Here is a 20,656-nt window from a genome sequence, read left to right as displayed (position 1 = left end):
GTACGTCCTCGCGACACCCCGTCCGTTTACTGGGGGTCGGGGAGACGTCGGGGCCCACTATCGACATAATGACCCCGTGGCGACCACAGCAACGGCATCTCTCCCGGCCTCGCGACTGCACGGCCAGCACGACCGACCCAGCATGGTCGCGGTCGGGACCATCATCTGGCTGTCCAGCGAGCTGATGTTCTTCGCGGCCCTGTTCGCGTCGTACTTCACGATCCGCTCGGTCAGCGAGGAGATGTGGGCGGCCAACACCGACCTGCTCAACGTGCCGTTCGCGTCGATCAACACCACGATCCTGGTGCTGTCGTCGTTCACCTGCCAGCTGGGCGTGTTCGCTGCCGAGCGCGGTCAGGTGGGGCGCAAGGGCTCGCTGCTCCAGGTGGGCGGCTGGGGCCTCCGCGAGTGGTTCATCGTGACCTACATCATGGGCGCCATCTTCATCGGCGGCCAGGCGCTCGAGTACGCCGAGCTGATCCACGAGGGCGTCACCATCCCCCACGACGGCTACGGCACCATGTTCTACCTGACCACCGGCTTCCACGGCATCCACGTGACCGGCGGCCTGATCGCGTTCCTGTTCGTCCTCGGACGGACCTACATCGCGCGACGCTTCACCCACGAGCAGGCGGTCAGCGCGATCGTCGTCTCCTACTACTGGCACTTCGTCGACGTGGTCTGGATCGGCCTGTTCGCGACGATCTACCTCGTCAAGTGAGCCCCGTGACACCCACGAGCTCACCGACGAAGAACAATTGTCCGTCCCGGATCTGCAAGGACTGAATGTGCGCCTCCTGAACCGCTCCGCCGGCCGCCTCTCGCGGCACCGCCGCGGACCGATCGCCGGCCTCGTCGTACTCCTGCTCGGGCTGCTGATGACCGGCGGTCTGTACGCCGTCTTCGCGCCCGCCCAGGCCGACTCCACCGACAGCCAGGAGGAGCTGGTCAAGGACGGCCGCGAGCTCTTCCTCGTCGGCTGTGCGTTCTGCCACGGCCAGAACGGCGAAGGCGTGCTGACCCAGGACGGCACCCAGTACGGTCCGGCGCTCACCGACGTGGGTGCGGCCGCCGTCGACTTCCAGGTCGGCACCGGCCGGATGCCGATGGCCACGCCCGGCTCCCAGGCGCCCCGCAAGGAGGTCGTCTACACCGACGCCGAGATCGCGGCGCTCTCGGCGTACGTCGCCAGCCTCGGCACCGGCCCCGCGATCCCCGACGCCGAGCTCTACGACCCGGACACCCTCTCCTCCGAGGAGTACGACGAGTACGTCGTCCGCGGTGGCCAGATCTTCCTGGCCAACTGCACGGCGTGCCACAACTTCGAGGGCTCCGGCGGCGCCATGCCGCGCGGCGGCTACGCGCCCAAGATCCGTGGCGTCGACCCGAAGCACATCTATGAGGCCATGCTCACCGGCCCGCAGTCGATGGACACCTTCTCCGACGGCAACATCCCGCCGGACGACAAGAAGGCCGTCATCGCCTACCTCAACACCCTCGAGGAGCAGCCGAGCTACGGCGGCTTCACGCTCGGCGGCCTCGGCCCCGTCAGCGAGGGCATGATCGCGTGGTTCGTCGGCATGGGCGGCATGCTCGCGTTCGCCATCTGGGGCGCCTCGCACACGACACGCACGAGCAGGAAGAAGGACGGGGCGGACGCGTGACCGACTCTCACGACAGCATCGAGCCGGCCGACAGCCACGGCCACGGCGAGCTCGTCCCTGACGAGCCGATCGCCAACCCGGGCCTGCCGGCGCACGAGCCCCGGCCGACCGACGTCGACCCGGCGAAGGAGAAGCGCGCCGAGATCCAGGTCGCCGTCCTCTTCGCCCTGTCCGGGATCTGCAGCGTCCTCTTCGTCGTCTCGTACTTCACGTTCGACGTCGGCGACAACTGGCACGTCGTCGGCGGCCTCGGCGCCTCCACGGTCGCGCTCGGCTCCACGCTGGCCGGGGCGCTGCTCTTCGTCGGCGTCGGGATCACCCACTGGGCCCGCAAGCTGATGGGCGACCACGAGATCGTCGAGATGCGCCACCCGGCGTACTCCGAGGAGTCCGACCGCCAGCGGGCGCTGGAGGACATCAAGGTCGGCTTCGAGGAGACCGGGATCGCCCGCCGTCCGCTCATCGTCTTCTCGGGTGTCGGCGCGCTCGGCCTGCTCGGCCTTCCCGCCGTCGTCTACCTCCGCGACCTCGGCACGCTGCCGGGCGACAAGCTCGAGCACACGATCTGGGGCCAGGGCGGCCGGAAGATCACGATCGTCGAGGACGGTGAGGAGAAGGAGATCACCGTCCCGAAGATGCGGATCTCGCGCGACGCGATCGGGACGCCGATCCTGGCCTCCGACCTCGAGATCGGCGACCTGGTCAACGCCCAGCCCGAGGTGCTCTTCAACCCCACCCGCTACTACATGGAGCACGCCGACGTCGAGGGCGCCGAGCTCCAGACCCACAAGAGCAAGGCGTCGCTGATCCTGCTCCGGATGGAGCCGGGCGACATCAAGCCGGGCAAGGGTCGCGAGGACTGGGACGTCAACGGGATCGTCGCCTACTCCAAGATTTGCACCCACGTCGGCTGCCCGATCTCCCTCAACGAGCGCACGACGCACCACCTGCTCTGCCCCTGCCACCAGTCGACGTTCGACATGGCCGACTCCGGGCGGGTCATCTTCGGCCCGGCCGGCCGACCGCTGCCGCAGCTGCCGATCGAGGTCGACGAGCAGGGCTACCTGGTCGCGCAGAGCGACTTCACCGAACCGGTCGGCCCCAGCTACTGGGAACGTGACTACGAACGCGACCGCTTTGCGGAAGGTGACTGATGATGAAGAGCGCTGACGTCGCTTCGACGAACGGCACCGAGCCGGCGACCCCCAAGAAGGGCGCCAAGACTGCCGGCGTCGTCGCCACCTGGGCCGATGACCGGCTCGGCCTCGCGAAGGCCACCAAGGGCATGTCCCTCCGCAAGGTCTTCCCGGACCACTGGTCCTTCATGCTGGGCGAGATCGCGCTGTGGAGCTTCGTCGTCCTGCTGCTGACCGGCGTGTTCCTCACGCTGTTCTTCGACCCGAGCATGGCCGAGGTCCAGTACAACGGCTCCTACGACCCGCTGCGCGGAGTCCACATGTCGCGGGCGATGGCCTCCACCCTGGAGATCTCCTTCGACGTCCGCGGCGGTCTCCTGATGCGGCAGATGCACCACTGGGCCGCGATGATCTTCATCGCCGCGATGATGATCCACCTGCTCCGCGTCTACCTCACCGGCGCGTTCCGCAAGCCGCGCGAAATCAACTGGATCATCGGCTGCACGCTGCTGCTCCTCGGCACCATCGAGGGCTTCACCGGCTACTCCCTCCCCGACGACCTGCTCTCCGGCACCGGCGTCCGAGCGGCGGACGGCTTCATGAAGGCCAGCCCCGTGATCGGCACCTACATGTCGTTCTTCCTGTTCGGTGGCGAGTTCCCGGGTGACCAGATCATCCCCCGGTTCTACGCCATCCACATCCTGCTGATCCCGGGCATCCTGCTGGCCCTGATCACGTTCCACCTGATCCTGGTCGTCTACCACAAGCACACCCAGTGGCCCGGACCGGGCAAGACCGAGGAGAACGTCGTCGGTCCCCCGCTGATGCCGATCTACATGGCCAAGGCCGGTGGCTTCTTCTTCATCGTGTTCGGCATGACCGCGTTGCTCGGTGGCCTGTTCACGCTCAACCCGGTGTGGAAGTTCGGTCCCTACGACCCGTCCAAGGTGACCGCCGGCTCCCAGCCCGACTGGTACATGGGCTGGCCCGACGGCCTGCTCAGGATCATCCCCCCGTGGGAGACCCATATCTGGGGCGTCACGTTCTCCTGGAACATCATCCTGCCCATCCTCGTGATGCCGCCGCTGATGCTCACGGTCCTGATCGTGCTGCCGTTCATCGAGTCGTGGATCACCGGCGACAAGCGGGAGCACCACCTGCTCCAGCGTCCGCGCAACGCTCCGACCCGGACTGCGGTCATGGCCGCCCTGATCACCTTCTACGGCCTCTCGTGGGCCGCGGGCGGCAACGACATCATCGCGATCAAGATGCATCTGAGCATCAACCAGATCACGTACTTCCTGCGCGGCGCGGTCATCATCGGGCCGATCCTCGCCTTCATCATCACGCGGCGCTGGTGCATCTCGCTCCAGCGGCACGACGAGGGCAAGCTGCTGCACGGCTACGAGACGGGTGTCATCGTCCGCTCGCCCGACGGCGGGTACGCCGAGAAGCACCTGCCGATCAGCGAGGCCGCGGCCTACACGCTCACCGCTCGCGACCGCGAGGAGGTCTACTCCTCCAACGGCGCCGCCGACGAGGCGGGCGTGGCCGCTCCGGGTGGCAAGAAGGCCGAGATCGCCAACAAGGTCCGCGGCAAGCTGTCGGAGCTGATGTACGCCGACAACGTGCAGAAGCCGACCGCCGAGGAGCTGCACGACGCGCAGCACCACGCCGATCACGAGCTGCACGAGCTGGAGAACCAGATCGCCTCCGGCCCCAACCAGCACGGCCCGACCTCGGACCACTAGGTTCCAGCCCGTACGACGCGAGGCCCGTCCCCTCAAAGGGGGCGGGCTTTCGTCTTGCTCCAGCCCACGGCGAACGCTCCGGCAGCGGCGAGCGCCGCGAGGACGAGCATGCTCCACAGGACCGGTCGGTCGGCCGGGCCCCACACGAACGCGTTGCGGGTCCAGACGTGGGCGACCTTGAGGTAGAACCCGTCGACGACGGCGCCGGGTGTGATCATCACCAGCTGCAGCACCGCAACGGGCGCGAACACGGCGCGCGCGACGCGGCCCCTGTGATGGGCCGTCAGGGCCAGCGCCGGCGCGGCACAGGCCAGCAGCTCGAGGCTGGTCCGGTAGCCGTAGAACTGGTCTCCCCCGCTGAACCGCACCAGCACGCCCTGGACCAGCAGGTAGGCGACTCCTGAGGCGAGCAGCGCGCGGGACCAGTCCGGCAGGTCCCGCCACCCGCGCACCAGCGCAGGCGCGAGCACGACGAGGATCGGCGTCCAGAGGAGCAGGCCGCGGTCGGGCGCGACCCAGAACCCGAGGAGGTTGACCACGTCGAACAGGTTGGCGCCCGCGTTGCCCGTGAAGTCCCCTGCCCGGTAGCCCGACGACGGGTCCCAGCTGCCGTACATCCAGCGCGTCCAGACCGACATCAGGCCGAGCATCGCCCCGCTGACGAGTCCGACCCGAGCGACGATCGCCGGCTGGCGTCGTACCACCGCGACGGCGACAGCCAGCACCGCGCAGATCAGGGCGGCGTGCAGCCGTCCCCAGAGCGCCACTCCCCCGAACAGCCCCACCGCCCACCACCGGTCGCGATCCGCTGCCCAGGCCATCCCGACGATCCCGAAGCAGGTGAGGGTGTGCGGCCACAGGCCGTCCGCCGCCACGCTCCAGACCGGTGTCGTCAGGCCGAACAGCAACGACGCCAGCAGCGCGTGCCGGGGCTCGATCCGCCGGCGCAGGGTGAGGAACAGCAGCGTGACCGTGCCTGCGGTCAGCAATGCGGCGGTGATCCCGCCGGGGACCGCGGTCACGCCGTCCGGTCGCAGCAACCAGTACGCCGGCACGGACGCCGCGATGACGCCGGGCGCCCGTCCGACCGCCTCCCGGCCGTCGGTTGTCTCCACGATCCAGGTCTCGCGGATGATGTTGTGGTCGAGCGCCGGAAAGTCCGAGATCTCGGGCACCGGCTCGCCGGTGCGGGCGATGTGTCCAGCCGCGAAGTCCGCCGAGTAGACGTCGGGGCTCGGGTTCGGGCTGATGGTCAGCAGGTAGACGAGCGACAGGACGACGAACAGGGCGCCGGGGAGCCGCCATCCGCCGGACGACCTCGAGGAGCTGGGCACCGCGCCATTCTGGGGCGCTGCGCCGCTGCCGGACAGGCGCTGGACGGCGATCACCACGGAGTTCGTCCGACGTACACCTGACCGTTCCTCGACGCTCCGGGCCTGCTCCTCCGCTCTTCGTACAGTCCCCCCGCAAGTCGTACCCGACAACCAGCGAGGCGGACGTGAAGCTCGTCGTGCAGATCCCCTGCCTGAACGAGGAGGAGACCCTCCCCCTCGTGCTGGCCTCGATCCCGGCCTCGGTCCCCGGCATCGACGAGGTCGTGATCGTTGTCATCGACGACGGGTCGACCGACCGGACCGTCGAGGTGGCTCGCGCCCATGGCGTCCGGCACGTCGTCCACCATCGGCGCAACGAGGGCCTGGCCCGCTCGTTCACCGATGGCGTCAACTACGCGCTGGCGATCGGCGCGGACATCGTCGTGAACACCGACGGTGACAACCAGTACCCGCAGCAGCGGATCGCCGATCTGGTCGAGCCCATCGTGCGCGGCGAGGCCGACATCGTGATCGCCGACCGGCAGGTGCGGCTGATCGAGCACTTCTCGCCCAGCAAGAGGAAGCTGCAGCGGTTCGGCAGCTACGTCGTCAACCGCGCTGCCGGCACCGAGCTCCCGGACGCGGCGAGCGGTTTCCGCGCCTACTCGCGCGACAGCCTGATGCGGCTCAACACCGTCACCCGGTTCTCCTACTGCATGGAGACCATCATCCAGGCGGGCTACAAGCGGATGGCCATCGCGAGCATCCCGGTCGTCACGAACGCCAAGACCCGCGAGTCCCGCCTGTTCTCGTCGACCCGCCAGCACGTGTTCCGGTCCGGTGCGGCGATCGTGCGCGCGTACGTCATGTACCGCCCGTACATGATCTTCGGCTGGCTCGCCGCGCTCTTCGGCCTGCTCGGGCTGTTGCCGTACGTGCGGTACGCCTACCTCGAGGCGAGTGGCGACGGCGGCGGTCACCTGCAGTCGCTCGTCCTCGGGACCGCGCTGGTCCTGATGGCGTGCCTGAGCCTGATGCTCGGGATCGTCTCCGACCTGATCCGTGCCAACCGGACCCTGATCGAAGCGAACCTCGAGCACACCAAGCGCGCCCGGTTCGAGCAGGGCGCCCTGACGACAGGAGTCCTGTGAAGCAGCTCTACGTGCGATGCCTGCGCCTGATCGGCACCTTCCTCCGGGTCGCCGGTGTCCTCGGCTTCCTCGACCGGATGGCCCCGCGATCCCGCGCCGCGACCTGGGCCCGCTCACTGTTCGCGATCCACGACATCGACCAGCTCGCGCGGCTCGGCGTCCCCTGGTGGACGTTCGACTCCGCCGACCGGATCGCCGCGTTCCTCGACCAACGTCCCGCGGCGCGGATCTTCGAGTGGGGGTCCGGCGCGTCCACCCTCTGGCTCGCTGCCCGCGCGGGGAGGGTCCACTCCGTCGAGCACCACGCGGGCTGGGCGGCCGACCTGATGCCGCGGCTGCCGGCCAACGTGGTGCTGGAGGTGGTCGAGCCCACCCAGACGCGAACGCCCGCGATCGCGTCGAAGAAGCTGGGGCACGGTGGTCTCGACTTCTCCGCGTACGTCGACGCGATCGATCACACCACCGGCACGTTCGACGTGATCGTCATCGACGGCCGGGCGCGCGAGGCATGCCTGGCCAAGGCCGTCACCCGGCTCGCACCGGGCGGCGTCATCGTGTTCGACAACGTCGATCGGCAGCGCTACCGCGACGCGATCGCGTCCCTCGGCGCACAGGTCGAGGTCACCATGACCCGCGGATTGACGCCGGCGCTGCCGTACCCGACCCGGACCGCGCTGCTCGCCCACGCGGACGACCCGGCCCAGACGGCGTGACCCGGGACCGCATCCTCCTGGCGGCCCGGATCGGGTTCGTCCTGCTCACCATCGGGTTCGCCTGGTGGGGCTTCAACGGGCGCTGGCACGAGATCGCGGACGCGGTGCTCGAGACCGGGCCGCTCCACCTGCTGCTCGCGATCGGCCTCACCGTCGGCGGGCTGCTGGGCACGGCGCTGCTCTGGCGCCACCTGCTGGCGCACCTGGGCGCCGCCGTCCCGCGACGCGACGCGGCCGCGATCTTCCTCGTGGGGCAGCTCGGCAAGTACATCCCCGGCTCGGTCTGGACCTTCGCCGCGCAGGCGCAGCTCGGGCGGCGTCATGACGTGCCGGGCCGGGTCAGCGTGACGGCCTCGGCGATCTTCCTGCTGATCCACACCTTCAGCGGGATCCTGCTGGGCAGCCTCCTCGCGGGGACGGGCGTGCTGGAGACCCGCGTCGCCTGGTGGTGGTGGGCGGCGGCCGCCGTCGCCGGCGCCGCGCTGGTGAGCCCGCCCGTCGTGCGGCGGGTCGCCGACCGCCTGGCCGGTCGCGGCACCGTCGCCCGGTTCGGGATCGGCGACCTGATCCTCACGATGAGCGTCATGGCAGCGGTGTGGATCGCGTACGGCGCAGCCGTCGCCGCGCTGCTCGACGCCCGAGACCCCGACCACCTCCTGCTCGCCATCGGCGCCTTCGCGCTCAGCCATGCGGCCGGGGTCCTGATGGTCCTCGCTCCCGCGGGCATCGGCGCTCGCGAGGGCGTCCTGATCGCGTTGCTCGGCCCGACGTTCGGCGTGGGTCCCGCCGCGGCCGCCGCCCTCCTCGCCCGGGTCGTCCACGCGAGCGCCGACTTCGCCGCCGCCGCCGTCGCCCGTGCTGTCGCGCATCCAGCGCGCGCCGAACCCCAGCGGGAGGACGCCCGTGCACCCGTCGGTTGAGGACCGGGCGAGCCCACCCACCGCGACGCCACCTCGGGCCGCGCCGGAGCGACGTGGCGCCCGGCGCATGCTCGTCACCATCCTTGTCGCGGCGTTCGTCGTCCGCATGGTCGGGATCCGGCACGGGTTGCCGTTCGCCTACAACCCGGACGAGGAGCTGCACTTCGTCCCCCACGCCGCGAATGCGGCGGACGGCGACCTGAACCCGGGCTACTACGAGAACCCGTCGGCCCTCACCTACCTGTTGGCAGCGGTGTTCAAGGTGGTCTTCCTCGGCAGTGACGTGTCAACGAGGCTCGCGGACGACCCGGCCACGGTCTACACCGTCGCCCGAGTGGTGGTGGCCGTGCTCGGGACCGTGCTCGTCTGGCTCGTGCACTGGACGGCCACCCGCTTCTTCGACCGTACGACGGCGCTGGTGGCCGCGGCCGTCACGGCATTCGCGTTCCTCCCGGTCTTCTACAGCCATCAGGCGCTGAACGACGTGGTCACCCTGCTCCCGGTCACCGTGGCGCTGGCCGGCTCTCTGCTCGCGTATGAGCGAGGCGGGTGGCGGATGTTCGTCCTGGCTGGCGGCGCTGTGGGCGTCGCCGTCGGAACGAAGTACCTCGCCGCCCCGATGGCGTGCGTCGTGGCACTGGCAGCCGTGCTGCGGGTCGTCGAGCGGAAGGAGCGGGTCGCCCCCGTGATCGGGCTCCTGTGCGCCTCGGGCGTCGCGTGCCTGGTGGGCCTGTTCGCGCTGAACCCGTACCTCCTGCTCGACTTCGGCGTCTTCGTCGACCAGTTCGGCGGACAGTCGTCCCAGGTGGCAACAGCCAAGCTCGGCCAGCAAGGCAACGCGTGGACCTACTATCCGGGCACCCTGCTCTGGGGCTTCGGCCTCCTGCCCCTGGCGTTCGCGCTGGGCGGGTTCGCGGTCCTGCTCCGACGCAACCGGGCACACGCGCTGATGCTCGTGGGATTCCCGGTCCTGCTCTACCTCTACCTGGCGACCCAGGACAGGTTCTTCGCGCGGTGGGTGCTCCCGGCGTACCCCGCCCTGGCCGTCCTCGCCGGTCTCGGCGTGACGATCGCGGGGGAACGCATTCGCGACCGACTCTCGGCCGGTCGCGGGAGGGTCGCGCGCCTCGGGGTGGTCGCGCTCCCCGCACTCGCCGTCATCGTCCTCGCACAACCGCTGGCCGATGCCGTTCGCAGCGACCTGGTGCTCAGCCGCACCGACACCCGGACCGCCGCCCGCGGATGGATCCTGGACGAGATCCCCCGCGCCGACCGGGTCGTCCTGGAGCCGTCCTTCCCGGCGTCGTACCTGGACGAGAGCACCCTCGAGCTCTATCCGGTCGAGCGTCCGTACCAGGCCTACGAGGCACGGCTCTCCCCCGACCTGCTCGACGGCTACCGAGCCAACGGGTTCTGCTGGGTGGTGGTCACCAGTCATCAGAAGGATCGCGGCCTCAGCGCCGACCTTCCCGGGGCTCGGAGCTACTACCGACGACTCGACGACGAGAGCTCGCTCGAGGCCGTGTTCTCGCCGTACCGGGCAGGCGCGGAAGCGCCCGCGTTCTCCTTCGACTTCAGCTTCGACTGGTACCCGCCCGCGTACGCCCGGCCCGGGCCGCTCGTCGAGGTCCGCCACTTGGCGGACTGCCGACGGTGAAGCGCACCCGCGACGGACCCCGGAAGGGCCATCAACATGCTCATGAAGTCACCGCCAGCCGACGCGGGCGGAGTCGTCGGCCGTCTTCGCACATGGCCGGCCCATCCCCTCGCTGTGCCGTTCCTCCTCGCGATCGTGATGTTGGCGATCGGCGCCCAGGCTGCCTGTCTCTACGACCACCCCAACCCGGCCAACGACGAGCCTGCGCACATCGGGTACGTCGCCGCCCTGGCGCGTGGTGACCTCCCGACCATCGACACCTCCAGCGGGTACGACGGCTCCGACGAGGCCCACAGCCACGTCTGGACCGCCAACCACCCTCCGGCGTTCCACGCGCTGCTGGTGCCGATCTGGTGGCTGTCCTCGGGGGACGCCGGAGCCGCGACGATCGCGATGCGCCTGGTCAACACGGCTGGGTTCGCCGGCTGGCTGTTCCTGGTCGGCCTGATCGCGCGCGAGCTGGTGCCGCGTCGTCGCTGGGTCCCAGCGGTCGCGACCGCCGTTGCCCTGACGCCGACGCTCGCGATCCGGTCGGGGTTCGTGATGAACGACGGACTCGGCTCGGCCGCTGCCCTGCTCGCGATGCTGATGACGATCCGCATGGTGCGGCGGCAGGTCACGCCGATGCGGGTCGCGGTGGCTGCGATCGCCGGCACCCTGGCAGCGGGGACGCGGGCGCAGGGCGTGCTGCTGGTGGCCCTGTGCTGCCTGGTGGTGCTGATCGTGGGCGTCCGGCAGCACGGCTGGGTGCGCGGCTCGGCCGCCGCAGCCGTCGTGGGAGGTGTGCCTGCCGTCGCAACCGGTTGGTTCTATCTCCGCAACTACCGGCTGTACGGCGACTTCACCGGCCAGGACGCGCTTCTCGACAAGTTCGCGCGCAGCCCGATCGACCACGTGTTCGACGTCTTCGCGCTCCGTACGGTGATCGAGTCCCTGTTGTCGACGCCGATCCCGCTCCTCGCCCTGACCGTCCTCACCCCGATCGCGGCGATAGCCGCAGCACGGCGCGGCGACCTGCGGCCCGACCTCGCCTGGCTGTTGCTGGGGACGAACGGCGCGATCACGGCGGCCAACATCGCGCACTTCATCTCGGCCGGCGGCGGCTTCCACGACCGCTACTTCATGCAGGTCATGCCGCTTCTCGCGACGGCGACCGCGTTGGGCATGCTCGAGGTGGCCCGTTGGATTCCCCGGTCGAGCGCAGGTGACCTCCGAGAAGGCCTCGTCGCGACGTGCTGGACGGCGGTGCTCCTCGGCTGGCTCGCCGGTGCCGTCGCCGTACTCGAGTGGTTCGACCTCGTCGCCCACCCCAACCGGATCCCGGTCGCGGGCGCGACCCCGATCGTGCTGGCAGCGGCCGCCGGACTGACCGCGCTCGCGGCAGTCGCGGTGATGGTGCGCGGCGACCGAAGGCCGAGCGAAGGTCAGCTGAGCGCCGAGCCCGCCTTGTACTCGGACCAGTCGATGTTCCAGTCGCCGTAGCCGTTGTCCGGCTCCATCGGCCGGTCGGTGCCGGTGTACTCGACCACGTCGCCGCGCAGCGTCATCGCGTAGAGCCAGGCGGCATTGTCGGTGCTCATGCCGGTGCAACCGTGGGAGACGTTGGCGGAGCCCTGCGAGCCCACCGACCACGGCGCGGCGTGGATGAACTCACCGGAGTAGGTGAGGCGCATCGCCCACTGCACGTCGTCGATGTCGTAGGCCTCGGCCGAGCCGGCCGGGATTCCGACGGTCTCGGAGTTCATGCGCTTGACGTCGAACTTCTCGAGGATCACCTTGACGCCGGAGCGGGTCGTGAACCCCTCCTTGCCGGTCGTGATCGGGATCGTGCGGAGCAGCGAGCCGTTGGAGTAGACCTTCATCTGGTGGGTCTGGGCGTTGACCTCGTAGACGTGGGCGTCGCCGACGCTGAAGTCGACCTGCCGGTCCTCCTGGCCGTAGATCCCCGCGCCGGCGTCGACGCCGTTGATGTCGAGGTCGACGCTGACGTCGGTGCCGGCCTGCCAGTAGGTCTTCGGCCGGTAGTGCGCCTCGGTGCTGCTCACCCAGTGCCACGTCCCGGGCTGCGCCGGGGTGGTGGTCACGTGCATGTTGCGCTCGAACGAGGCCTGGTCGGTCACCGGGACGTCGAAGGTGACGACCACCGGCATGCCGACGCCGACGGTCTCGCCGTCGAGCGGCGCCACCGACGGGTAGGTCTGCTGGTCGAGGCTGAGCGCCTCGGTCGTGAAGCTCGACTTGCTCCGCAGGGTGTCGCCGCCGGCGCCCTCACCCACCGACTTCACGGTGTAGGTGACGCCGGGCTCCAGCCGGTCGGCGGCGGTCCAGCGGGCGCCGTCGTCGGAGATCGTGCCGTCCAGGGTGCCGTCGGCGTAGCTGACGGTGACCTTGGTGAGGGTCGCGTCCTTCGCGTTGACCTTGAGCTCGGTGTCGACGGGGACGCCGGTCGCGCCCTTCTTGACGCTGGGCTTGATGGTCCCCTCGACGACAGCCGCCGCGGTCGTCTCGTCCGTCTCGTCACCGACTCCGGCCGCGCCGAGCGCGTCATCGGCGGCGGAGCAGCCGCTCAGCAGGACAGCAGAGACGGCCAGGCCGGCGAGACCGCGACGGGACGCGGAGCGGGCGCGGTGGGCGCGGGTCAGCAGGTCGTGCATGCGAGTGGTGTCTCCTCCGGGGAACGATCGCGGCGAAGAAACGCCACCAAAAGAGGGTAACCCGAGACCCCAGCCCGAACCGCCATCCACGGCGTTGCCTATCTCACGCGCCGCCGAGGCAACCCGCCCAGGCTTCAGCGCGTGTTCATCGGCCTGTCAGTGCGCGTGCTCTCCGCGGTAGTACTCGAAGATCCATCCGCTCAGGGCCAGCACGCCGAGGGCAAAGCCGAGCACCACCATCCACCACTGCGTGACCGCGAGCGCGAGCACGATGATGCCCAGCGTGCAGGCGCACCAGAACGGCCACCAGGAGTACGGCGGGAAGAAGCCCAGCTCGCCCGCGCCGTCGGCGATCTCGCCGTCGGTGCGGTCCTCCGGACGGGGGTCCATCCGCTGCGCGTGGAACCCGAGGTACAGCGTGACCATCGCCGTCAGCAGCGTAGTCATCACCAGGGCGGAGGTGCCGGTCCAGTCGGCACCGGTGTCACTGGCGTCGGTGATGAACCAGTACGCCGGCGTCACCAGCACCAGGAAGATCGTCGTGATGCCGAACAGCCATGCCTCGACCTTCATCAGGCGTCATCCTCCGTGGCGTCGTGACGGTAGCTGTGGCTGTCGGGGTCGCCAGCGTCCTTCTTGGCCTGCTGCTGCGCGATGTGCTGCTCGCGGCCGCGCGCCTCGGGTGCGTCCACGATCTCCCCGGTGGCTTCCTTCGGGTTGGCGTCGAGCTCGATCGCGGCGATCTCCGGGTGGTGCAGGTCGAACGCCGGCGACTCGGACCGGATTCGCGGCAGGCTGTTGAAGTTGTGGCGCGGCGGCGGGCTGCTGGTCGCCCACTCCAGCGAGCGGCCCCAGCCCCACGGGTCGTCCACGCCGACCTCGGGCGAGTTGCGGGTGATCCAGACGTTGTAGAAGAACGGCAGCATCGACGACGCGAGGATGAAGGCCCCGATCGTGGACACCTGGTTGAGCACGGTGAACCCGTCGCCCGGCAGGTAGTCGGCGTACCGCCGCGGCATTCCCTCGATGCCCAGCCAGTGCTGGACGAGGAACGTCGTGTGGAAGCCGATGAACAGGAGCCAGAAGTGGATCTTGCCGAGGCGCTCGTCGAGCATCTTGCCGGTGAGCTTCGGCCACCAGAAGTAGAAGCCCGCGAACATCGCGAACACCACGGTGCCGAAGACCACGTAGTGGAAGTGCGCCACCACGAAGTAGGAGTCGGAGACGTGGAAGTCCAGCGGTGGGCTGGCCAGGATGATGCCGGTGAGACCACCGAAGAGGAAGGTCGTCAGGAAGCCGACGGACCAGAGCATGGGTGTGTCCATGCGCACGGACCCGCCCCACATCGTGCCGATCCAGTTGAAGAACTTGACGCCGGTCGGGACGGCGATCAGGAACGTCATGCCGGAGAAGAAGGGCAGGTTGACCGCGCCGGTGACGAACATGTGGTGAGCCCACACCGCGACCGACAGGATCGCGATGCCCATGGTCGCGCCCACGAGGCCGACGTAGCCGAAGATCGGCTTGCGGCTGAAGACCGGAAGGATCTCCGAGATGATGCCGAAGAACGGCAGCGCGATGATGTAGACCTCCGGGTGCCCGAAGAACCAGAACAGGTGCTGCCACAGGATCGGGCCGCCGTGCGACGGGTCGAACACATGGGCACCGAGCTGTCGATCGGCCTCGAGCGAGAGCAGCGCGCCCGCGAGGACCGGAAACGCGATGAGCACCAGCAGGCTGGTGATCAGCACCGTCCAGGTGAAGATCGACATCCGGAACATGGTCATGCCGGGGGCACGCATGCAGATGATCGTGGTGATGAAGTTGACCGCGCCGAGGATGGTGCCGAGACCGGCCATCCACAGACCCATGATCCACAGGTCACCGCCGACGCCGGGGCTGTTGATCGAGTCGGACAGCGGCGTGTAGGCGAACCAGCCGAACGACGCCGCGCCCTGCGGGGTGAGGAAGCCGGCCGCGGCGATCAGGCCGCCGAAGAGGTACAGCCAGTAGCTGAACATGTTGAGCCGCGGGAAGGCGACGTCGGGCGCGCCGATCTGCAGCGGCATGATCGCGTTGCCGAACGCGAAGAACAGCGGCGTCGCGAACAACAGCAGCATGATCGTGCCGTGCATCGTGAAGAGCTGGTTGAACGTCTCTTCGTTGACGACCTGGCTGCCCGGATAGGCAAGCTCGGAGCGCATGAGGAGCGCCATGATGCCGCCGGCCATGAACCAGGCCAGGGCGGTCGTGAAGTAGAGGTTGCCGATGATCTTGTGGTCGGTGGTCGTCATGACCTTGACCAGCATCTGTCCCAGCGGCTTGCGCTCGGGCAGGTCGGTGGTGCGTGCGGCGACGGCGGTCACTCGTGCTCCCCCTCGGTCTCGTTGAGGTCCTCGAGGACCGGCGTCTCTGAGTAGTCGCCGCCGAGGACGGGCTCCTCGCTCACGTGCTCGGGGTCGGCGCCGAGCTCGGCCAGGTACGCGTCGTACTCGTCCTGCTCGACGACGTGCACCTCGAACAGCATCCGCGAGTGGTACGACCCGCAGAGCTCGAAGCACTTGCCCGTGAACGTGCCGGTCTCGGTCGTGGTCACCTGGAAGGCGTTCTCACGGCCGGGAACGACGTCCATCCGCATCGCGAACGAGGGGATGCCGAAGCCGTGGATGACGTCCGGGCTGTAGAGCTGGAACTCGATCGTCGAGTCGACGGGGAGGTACAAGGGCGTGTCTTCGGCGGCGCCCGTGCCGGACACGTAGACGTTGGTGCCGTCCGGGGTGTCCACCGAGTCGGGGTAGTTGAAGGTCCACTGCCACTTCTGGCCGACGACCTTCACCGTCACGTCGGGGTCGGGGTCCATCTCGAGCATCACGTTCTGCACGCGCACGGTGTGCGAGAAGAACACGATGACCATGATGATCGGGAAGATCGTGTAGAAGATCTCGACCGGCAGGTTGTAGCGGGTCTGGATCGGGACCTCGTCGTCGCTGCGGCGCCGGAACAGCCAGACCGCACCGAGGATGAGGGCCCAGGTGACGGCGCCGGTGGCGAGCGCGGCGATCCACGCGCCCTGCCACAGGTGCAGGTTGTCCTGCCCTTGCTCGGTGACGATCTCGGGCATGCCGTAGCGGCCTGCCTGGGAGTCGTCCGAGCAGCCGGTCAGGCCCAGCGCGAGTACGACGACGCCGGCCAGGACAGCGGCGCGGCGAATCTGCCGGACCGGTCCTCCCGTGCGCTCGGGGTGCCTCAAGCCCACGAACGAGCCTTCCTCTCGAGGGTCACAACTCCTGCGAACATTAGCGGACCCGGGCCGTCCGGAGACCGCAGGGTCTGAAACGTGGCACCACTAGATTGGTGAACGTGACCAGCGCACGTGGCTACCTCGACACGGCGTCGGCCGAGCCCCTCCATCCGGCGGCCCGGGAGACGCTGCTCGCAGCGCTCGATCGGGGGTACGCCGACCCCCGGCGGCTCCATCGAGCCGGGCGCGACGCGCGGCTGCTCCTCGACAACGCGCGCGCCGTCGTGGCCGAGTGCATCGGCGCGCGGGCCGACGAGATCGGGTTCGCGGCCTCCGGCACGGACGCCGTCCACCGCGGGCTGCTCGGCCTGGCCCGTGCCCGGTCCGGCGAGGGCGTCGTGCACAGCGCCGTCGAGCACTCGGCGGTCCTGCAGGCGGTCGGCTGGCAGGACTCCCCCGCCCATCAGTCGGTGCCGGTCGACGCCGCCGGCCGGGTGGATCTGGCGGCGATGGCCGACGCGGCGCGCCGGCCCGGGGTCGCGGTGGTCGCCCTGCAGGCCGCCAACCAGGAGGTGGGCACGGTCCAGCCGGTCGACGCGCTCGATCTCCCGGACGACGTACCCCTGTTCGTCGACGCGGCCGCCTCGGTGGGCCGGCTTCCGCTGCCCACCCGGTGGTCCGCGCTGGCGGCGTCGGCGCACAAGTGGGGTGGTCCGGGCGGCGTGGGCGTGCTCGCCGTACGACGGTCGGCGCGGTGGACCACGCCGTTCCCCGGTGACGACGGGCTCGACCAGCTCAGCGGCAGCACCTGGGTGCCGGGAGCGCTCGCGGCGGCGGCCGCTCTCCAGGCGGTGCTCGCCGAGCGCGACGAGACCGCGGCCCGCCAGCACGCCCAGGTCGACCGGATCCGGGCCTGTGCGGGCGCTCTCCCCGACACCGAGGTGGTCGGCGACCCGGTCGACCGGCTCCCCCACCTGATCACGTTCTCGTGCCTCTACGTGAGCGGTGACGAGCTCGTGGCCGGTCTCGACCGGCGCGGCTTCGGCGTGGCCAGCGGCTCGGCCTGCACCGCGTCGACGCTCGAGCCGAGCCACGTCCTGGCCGCGATGGGCGCCCTCACCCACGGCAACGTCCGCGTCTCGCTGCGCGCCGACACCACCGACGACGAGGTCGAGGGCTTCTGCGCCGCCCTGACCGCGGTCGTCACCGACATCCGCGCGGGGATCGGGACATGACCGCCGAGATCGACTGCCGCGGCCGGGTCTGCCCCGGTCCGATCATCGAGCTGGCCAAGGCGCTGCCCGGGATCGCCGTCGGCGACGTGCTGGCCGTCGTCGCCGACGACCCGGCAGCCCGGCACGACGTACCGGCCTGGTGCCGCATGCGCGGCCAGGAGTACGTCGGGGAGGAGACCGCCGACGACGGCGTCCCGCGCTACGTGGTCCGGCGGCTCAGCTGACGAACTGTGCGACCTCGTCGGCCGGGCCGTCGCCGTACGACTCCCGGAGCCTGGACACGAACTGAGCTGGAGTGAAGGAGTACTCCTGCGGGCCGACGGTCTCGACGACGTACGCCGCCAGCACGCAGCCCACCTGAGCGGCACGCTCGAGCTCCAGACCCCAGCCGAGCGCGGCGAGGAAGCCGGCCCGGAAGGCGTCGCCGACACCGGTCGGCTCGACGGGCGTGACGTCCTTGGCCGCGCGCACCTCGATCAGCGGCTGGTCGGTGCCGGAGATCCGGACGCCGTCCGCGCCGAGCGTCGTGACCTGCAGGCCGACCCGCGCCTCCACGTCGGTCGCGGTCCAGCCGGTCTTCTTCTCGATGACGTGGGACTCGTACTCGTTGGTGATCAGGATGTCCGCGCCGTCGATCAGCTGACGGATCAGGTCGCCGTCGCCGAAGGCCAGCTGCTGCGACGGGTCGGCGACGAACGTGTAGCCGCGCTGACGGCACTCCTCGGTGTGGCGCAGCATGCCCTCGGGGTCGTCGGGCCCGATCAGGACGTACGCCGGCTCCCCGACCGCGTCGACGATCGGCTTGAGCTCGATCTCGCGGGCCTCGCTCATCGCACCCGGGTAGAACGACGCGATCTGCGCGTGCGTCGAGTCGTTGGTGCAGACGAAGCGGGCCGTGTGGCGGGTCGGCGACACGTGGATGTGGTCGCAGATGACCCCGTGCCGCTCCAGCCACGACCGGTACTCCGCGAAGTCCTCGCCCACCGCGCCGACCAGCACCGGGCGGACGCCCAGCACGCCGAGCCCGAACGAGATGTTGCCGGCGCAGCCGCCGCGGCGTACCTCGAGGTCGTTGACGAGGAAGCTCACCGACAGCTTGTCGAGCTGGTCGACGACCAACGAGTCGGAGAACTTGCCCTCGAAGGTCATCAGGTGGTCGGTGGCGATGGAGCCCGCGATCAGCAGCGAGCCAGTGGGTGCAGTCACGACACGGAACACTACCGGCCGGTATGGCTGGGTCTACCTGTCAGTAGCGCCTAGCGTCGCTGGCATGACCCCCTACGAGGAGATCGAGACGCCTGCTCAGCTGCGTGCCGACTGCGAGGCGGTCAACGGCCGATTGGCCCACGTCGCGCGCAAGGTCGTCCAGACCCCGCCGAGCATCCACTTCGACGAGTTCCCCCGCGAGGTCCAGAAGAAGGACATCCGGATCTCGGAGGCCGCCCAGCGGCTGGCCAACGCGCTCCATTTGCATCTGGACTAGCCGAAGTGTCGAGGTTGGTCCCTCGAAATGACGAAGCGCCGACCGCGAGGTCGGCGCTTCGTGACATTTCGAGGGACCAACCTCGACACTTCGGCGTCAGTGGAAGCTGTCTCCACAGGCGCACGAGCCGGTCGCGTTGGGGTTGTCGATCGTGAAGCCCTGCTTCTCGATCGAGTCGACGAAGTCGATCATCGCGCCGTTGAGGTAGGGGACGCTCATCCGGTCGACGACCACGGCAACACCGTCGAAGTCGGTGACGACGTCACCGTCGAGGCTGCGCTCGTCGAAGAAGAGCTGGTAGCGAAGGCCGCTGCAGCCACCGGGCTGCACGGAGATCCGCAGCGACAGGTCGTCGCGACCCTCCTGCTCGAGGAGGCTCTTGACCTTGGCAGCGGCCACCGGGCTGAGGTTGATCTGGTCCTCGCGACGGTCGACGATGACAGGGGCGGCAACGGTCGCGGTAGACGTGGTCGCGGTGGACGTGGTCGCTGCGGGGGCCTCGTGGCTGTGGCCGTGGCCGCCGCAACCGCACTGGTCGCTCATGCTTTCTCCAGGTGAGTCTCGGGTCGTTACGACAGCCTCAATGGTCCCACATCCTTGGTTATTCCCCATGTTGTCGTCGTCACCAGGTCAGAACGGCCTTGACCACCTTGCCCGCGGTCGTGTCCGCGATCGCGTCCGCGATCCGCTCGAAGGGGTACGTCGCCACCAGGTGGTCGACGTCGAACGCGCCCTCCGACCGCCTGCGGACCAACTCGGGGATCATCAGCTGCGGATCGGCGTCACCCTCGACCGAGGACCGCACGATCTTGCCCGACTGCAGCAGGTCGATCGCGTCGATCGGGTACTCCGGCGCGCCCAGCCCGAGGGCGACGAGCGTCCCGCGGGAGCGCAGTGAGTGCTGCGCCTGCTGGACGACCGCCGGCAGCGCCGTCGTGTCGATCGCGTACGACGCCCCACCGCCCGTCAGCTCCTTGACCCGGTCGACCACGCTGCCGGGATCCGGGCCGGCAGCCGGGTCGAGCGCGCGGGCGCCGTACCACTCGGCGAGCTCGCGGCGCGACGCCACCGGGTCGACGGCGACGACGGTCCCGGCGCCGGCGCCGCACGCGGCAGCGACGGCCGCGAGGCCGACCGCTCCCGCGCCGAAGACGACAAGGCTCTCGGCGGCCGTCGGGCGCAGCACGTTGAGCACCGTGCCGGCGCCCGTCTGGAAACCGCAGCCGAACGGCGCCAGGAGCGCGAGGTCGAGGTGCTTCGGCACGACGACGCAGTTGTCGGCGTACGCCAGGGCGTGCCGGGCGAAGCTGGACTGCCCGAAGAACGACCCGAACACGGCCTGCTCACCGCGGCGCATCGTGGTGGAGCCGTCCGGACGCATGCCCATGTAGTTGAGCAGGATGTGCTGCTCGCAGTAGCCGACGTCACCCGCCTCGCACGGGCCACAGCCACGGCAGGACCGGAAGCTCATCACGACGTGGTCCCCCACCTCGATCCCCCGGACATCGGCGCCGACGGCTTCGACGACACCGGTGCCCTCGTGCCCCATCACCGTCGGGAACATCTCGGCCGGCAGCATCGTCGGCACCGTCAGGTCGGTGTGGCACAGCCCGGTCGCCACCACCCGGACCAGCACTTCGTCGGGCCGCGGGTCGTCGATCTCGACGTCGGCGAAGGTGAACGGGTGGTCGGCGCCGGTGAACGGCGCCTCGGCCAGGAGAACGGTTGTCTGCACAGG

20 protein-coding genes are annotated in these 20,656 nt (G+C 69.6%); 12 read left to right on the top strand and 8 right to left on the bottom strand.

Annotation, left to right across the window (positions count from 1 at the left end; genetic code table 11):
- Positions 1 to 76: 76 nt before the first annotated feature.
- From ctaE to qcrB, 4 genes are all read left to right on the top strand, one after another.
- Positions 77 to 721 carry an aa3-type cytochrome oxidase subunit III gene (ctaE, locus tag D0Z08_RS12200; RefSeq protein WP_118925504.1) on the top strand — a complete coding sequence of 215 codons (645 nt, stop codon included), beginning with the start codon at positions 77 to 79 and terminating at the stop codon, positions 719 to 721.
- Between the two features lie 67 nt (positions 722 to 788).
- Entirely contained in the window at positions 789 to 1,664 is an 876-nt protein-coding gene (gene qcrC, locus D0Z08_RS12195; RefSeq protein ID WP_118925503.1) for a cytochrome bc1 complex diheme cytochrome c subunit, read from the top strand.
- A complete protein-coding gene (gene qcrA, locus D0Z08_RS12190; RefSeq protein ID WP_118925502.1) occupies positions 1,661 to 2,818 on the top strand; it encodes a cytochrome bc1 complex Rieske iron-sulfur subunit in 1,158 nt (385 codons plus the stop codon). The genes qcrC and qcrA overlap by 4 nt, the downstream gene beginning before the upstream one ends.
- On the top strand, positions 2,818 to 4,551 hold the full coding sequence (gene qcrB, locus D0Z08_RS12185; protein ID WP_425454054.1) for a cytochrome bc1 complex cytochrome b subunit: 1,734 nt from the start codon (positions 2,818 to 2,820) through the stop codon (positions 4,549 to 4,551). Before qcrA ends, qcrB begins: the two co-directional genes overlap by 1 nt.
- Before the next feature lie 32 nt (positions 4,552 to 4,583).
- Here the strand turns inward: qcrB and D0Z08_RS12180 are convergent, their stop codons facing one another.
- Positions 4,584 to 5,885, bottom strand: coding sequence for a hypothetical protein (locus D0Z08_RS12180; RefSeq protein WP_147381416.1), 1,302 nt, complete (start codon positions 5,883 to 5,885; stop codon positions 4,584 to 4,586).
- 164 nt (positions 5,886 to 6,049) lie between these two features.
- On the opposite strand from D0Z08_RS12180, the gene D0Z08_RS12175 reads away from it, so the two are divergent.
- The 5 genes from D0Z08_RS12175 to D0Z08_RS12155 all read left to right on the top strand — a co-directional run bounded on the left by D0Z08_RS12175 (position 6,050) and on the right by D0Z08_RS12155 (position 11,787).
- Complete coding sequence (locus D0Z08_RS12175) at positions 6,050 to 7,015, top strand: glycosyltransferase family 2 protein (protein WP_118925499.1); 966 nt, start codon at positions 6,050 to 6,052, stop codon at positions 7,013 to 7,015.
- A complete protein-coding gene (locus tag D0Z08_RS12170; protein ID WP_220454154.1) occupies positions 7,012 to 7,728 on the top strand; it encodes a class I SAM-dependent methyltransferase in 717 nt (238 codons plus the stop codon). Before D0Z08_RS12175 ends, D0Z08_RS12170 begins: the two co-directional genes overlap by 4 nt.
- On the top strand, positions 7,725 to 8,648 hold the full coding sequence (locus D0Z08_RS12165; RefSeq protein WP_182481278.1) for a lysylphosphatidylglycerol synthase domain-containing protein: 924 nt from the start codon (positions 7,725 to 7,727) through the stop codon (positions 8,646 to 8,648). Before D0Z08_RS12170 ends, D0Z08_RS12165 begins: the two co-directional genes overlap by 4 nt.
- Before the next feature lie 67 nt (positions 8,649 to 8,715).
- Positions 8,716 to 10,305, top strand: a complete 1,590-nt coding sequence (locus D0Z08_RS12160; RefSeq protein WP_118925497.1) for an ArnT family glycosyltransferase — start codon at positions 8,716 to 8,718, stop codon at positions 10,303 to 10,305.
- 42 nt (positions 10,306 to 10,347) lie between these two features.
- Complete coding sequence (locus tag D0Z08_RS12155) at positions 10,348 to 11,787, top strand: glycosyltransferase family protein (protein ID WP_147381415.1); 1,440 nt, start codon at positions 10,348 to 10,350, stop codon at positions 11,785 to 11,787.
- Here the strand turns inward: D0Z08_RS12155 and D0Z08_RS12150 are convergent.
- From D0Z08_RS12150 to ctaC, 4 genes are all read right to left on the bottom strand, one after another.
- Complete coding sequence (locus tag D0Z08_RS12150) at positions 11,730 to 12,959, bottom strand: L,D-transpeptidase (protein ID WP_118925495.1); 1,230 nt, start codon at positions 12,957 to 12,959, stop codon at positions 11,730 to 11,732. The two genes, D0Z08_RS12155 and D0Z08_RS12150, sit on opposite strands and share 58 nt — an antisense overlap.
- Positions 12,960 to 13,115: 156 nt before the next feature.
- Positions 13,116 to 13,532 (bottom strand): cytochrome c oxidase subunit 4, encoded by a 417-nt coding sequence (locus D0Z08_RS12145; RefSeq protein ID WP_118925494.1) that lies wholly within the window; start codon positions 13,530 to 13,532, stop codon positions 13,116 to 13,118.
- Positions 13,532 to 15,268, bottom strand: a complete 1,737-nt coding sequence (ctaD, locus tag D0Z08_RS12140; protein ID WP_118925567.1) for an aa3-type cytochrome oxidase subunit I — start codon at positions 15,266 to 15,268, stop codon at positions 13,532 to 13,534. The genes D0Z08_RS12145 and ctaD overlap by 1 nt, the downstream gene beginning before the upstream one ends.
- Before the next feature lie 53 nt (positions 15,269 to 15,321).
- On the bottom strand, positions 15,322 to 16,215 hold the full coding sequence (gene ctaC, locus D0Z08_RS12135; RefSeq protein WP_245993902.1) for an aa3-type cytochrome oxidase subunit II: 894 nt from the start codon (positions 16,213 to 16,215) through the stop codon (positions 15,322 to 15,324).
- A gap of 104 nt (positions 16,216 to 16,319) precedes the next feature.
- On the opposite strand from ctaC, the gene D0Z08_RS12130 reads away from it, so the two are divergent.
- Positions 16,320 to 17,435, top strand: a complete 1,116-nt coding sequence (locus D0Z08_RS12130) for a cysteine desulfurase family protein (protein WP_118925564.1) — start codon at positions 16,320 to 16,322, stop codon at positions 17,433 to 17,435.
- Positions 17,432 to 17,659 (top strand): sulfurtransferase TusA family protein, encoded by a 228-nt coding sequence (locus tag D0Z08_RS12125; protein WP_118925493.1) that lies wholly within the window; start codon positions 17,432 to 17,434, stop codon positions 17,657 to 17,659. The genes D0Z08_RS12130 and D0Z08_RS12125 overlap by 4 nt, the downstream gene beginning before the upstream one ends.
- Here the strand turns inward: D0Z08_RS12125 and D0Z08_RS12120 are convergent.
- A complete protein-coding gene (locus D0Z08_RS12120; protein ID WP_118925565.1) occupies positions 17,652 to 18,584 on the bottom strand; it encodes a carbohydrate kinase family protein in 933 nt (310 codons plus the stop codon). The genes D0Z08_RS12125 and D0Z08_RS12120 overlap by 8 nt on opposite strands.
- Positions 18,585 to 18,705: 121 nt before the next feature.
- Here D0Z08_RS12120 and D0Z08_RS12115 point away from each other — a divergent pair, with 121 nt between their 5' ends.
- Positions 18,706 to 18,918, top strand: a complete 213-nt coding sequence (locus D0Z08_RS12115) for a hypothetical protein (protein WP_118925492.1) — start codon at positions 18,706 to 18,708, stop codon at positions 18,916 to 18,918.
- Positions 18,919 to 19,014: 96 nt separating this feature from the next.
- Here the strand turns inward: D0Z08_RS12115 and erpA are convergent, their stop codons facing one another.
- Both erpA and D0Z08_RS12105 read right to left on the bottom strand, forming a co-directional pair.
- A complete protein-coding gene (gene erpA, locus D0Z08_RS12110; protein ID WP_342772345.1) occupies positions 19,015 to 19,461 on the bottom strand; it encodes an iron-sulfur cluster insertion protein ErpA in 447 nt (148 codons plus the stop codon).
- Positions 19,462 to 19,540: 79 nt separating this feature from the next.
- The gene (locus D0Z08_RS12105; protein ID WP_245993901.1) at positions 19,541 to 20,653 is read right to left on the bottom strand and encodes an NAD(P)-dependent alcohol dehydrogenase; all 1,113 of its coding nucleotides are present in this window, start codon (positions 20,651 to 20,653) and stop codon (positions 19,541 to 19,543) included.
- Positions 20,654 to 20,656: the final 3 nt, after the last annotated feature.

Source organism: Nocardioides immobilis, from assembly GCF_003515065.1.
GTDB classification, from domain to species: domain Bacteria; phylum Actinomycetota; class Actinomycetes; order Propionibacteriales; family Nocardioidaceae; genus Nocardioides; species Nocardioides immobilis.
The sequence above is the reverse complement of the archived record's forward strand: the minus strand, read 5'-3'. Positions and strand labels throughout refer to the sequence as shown.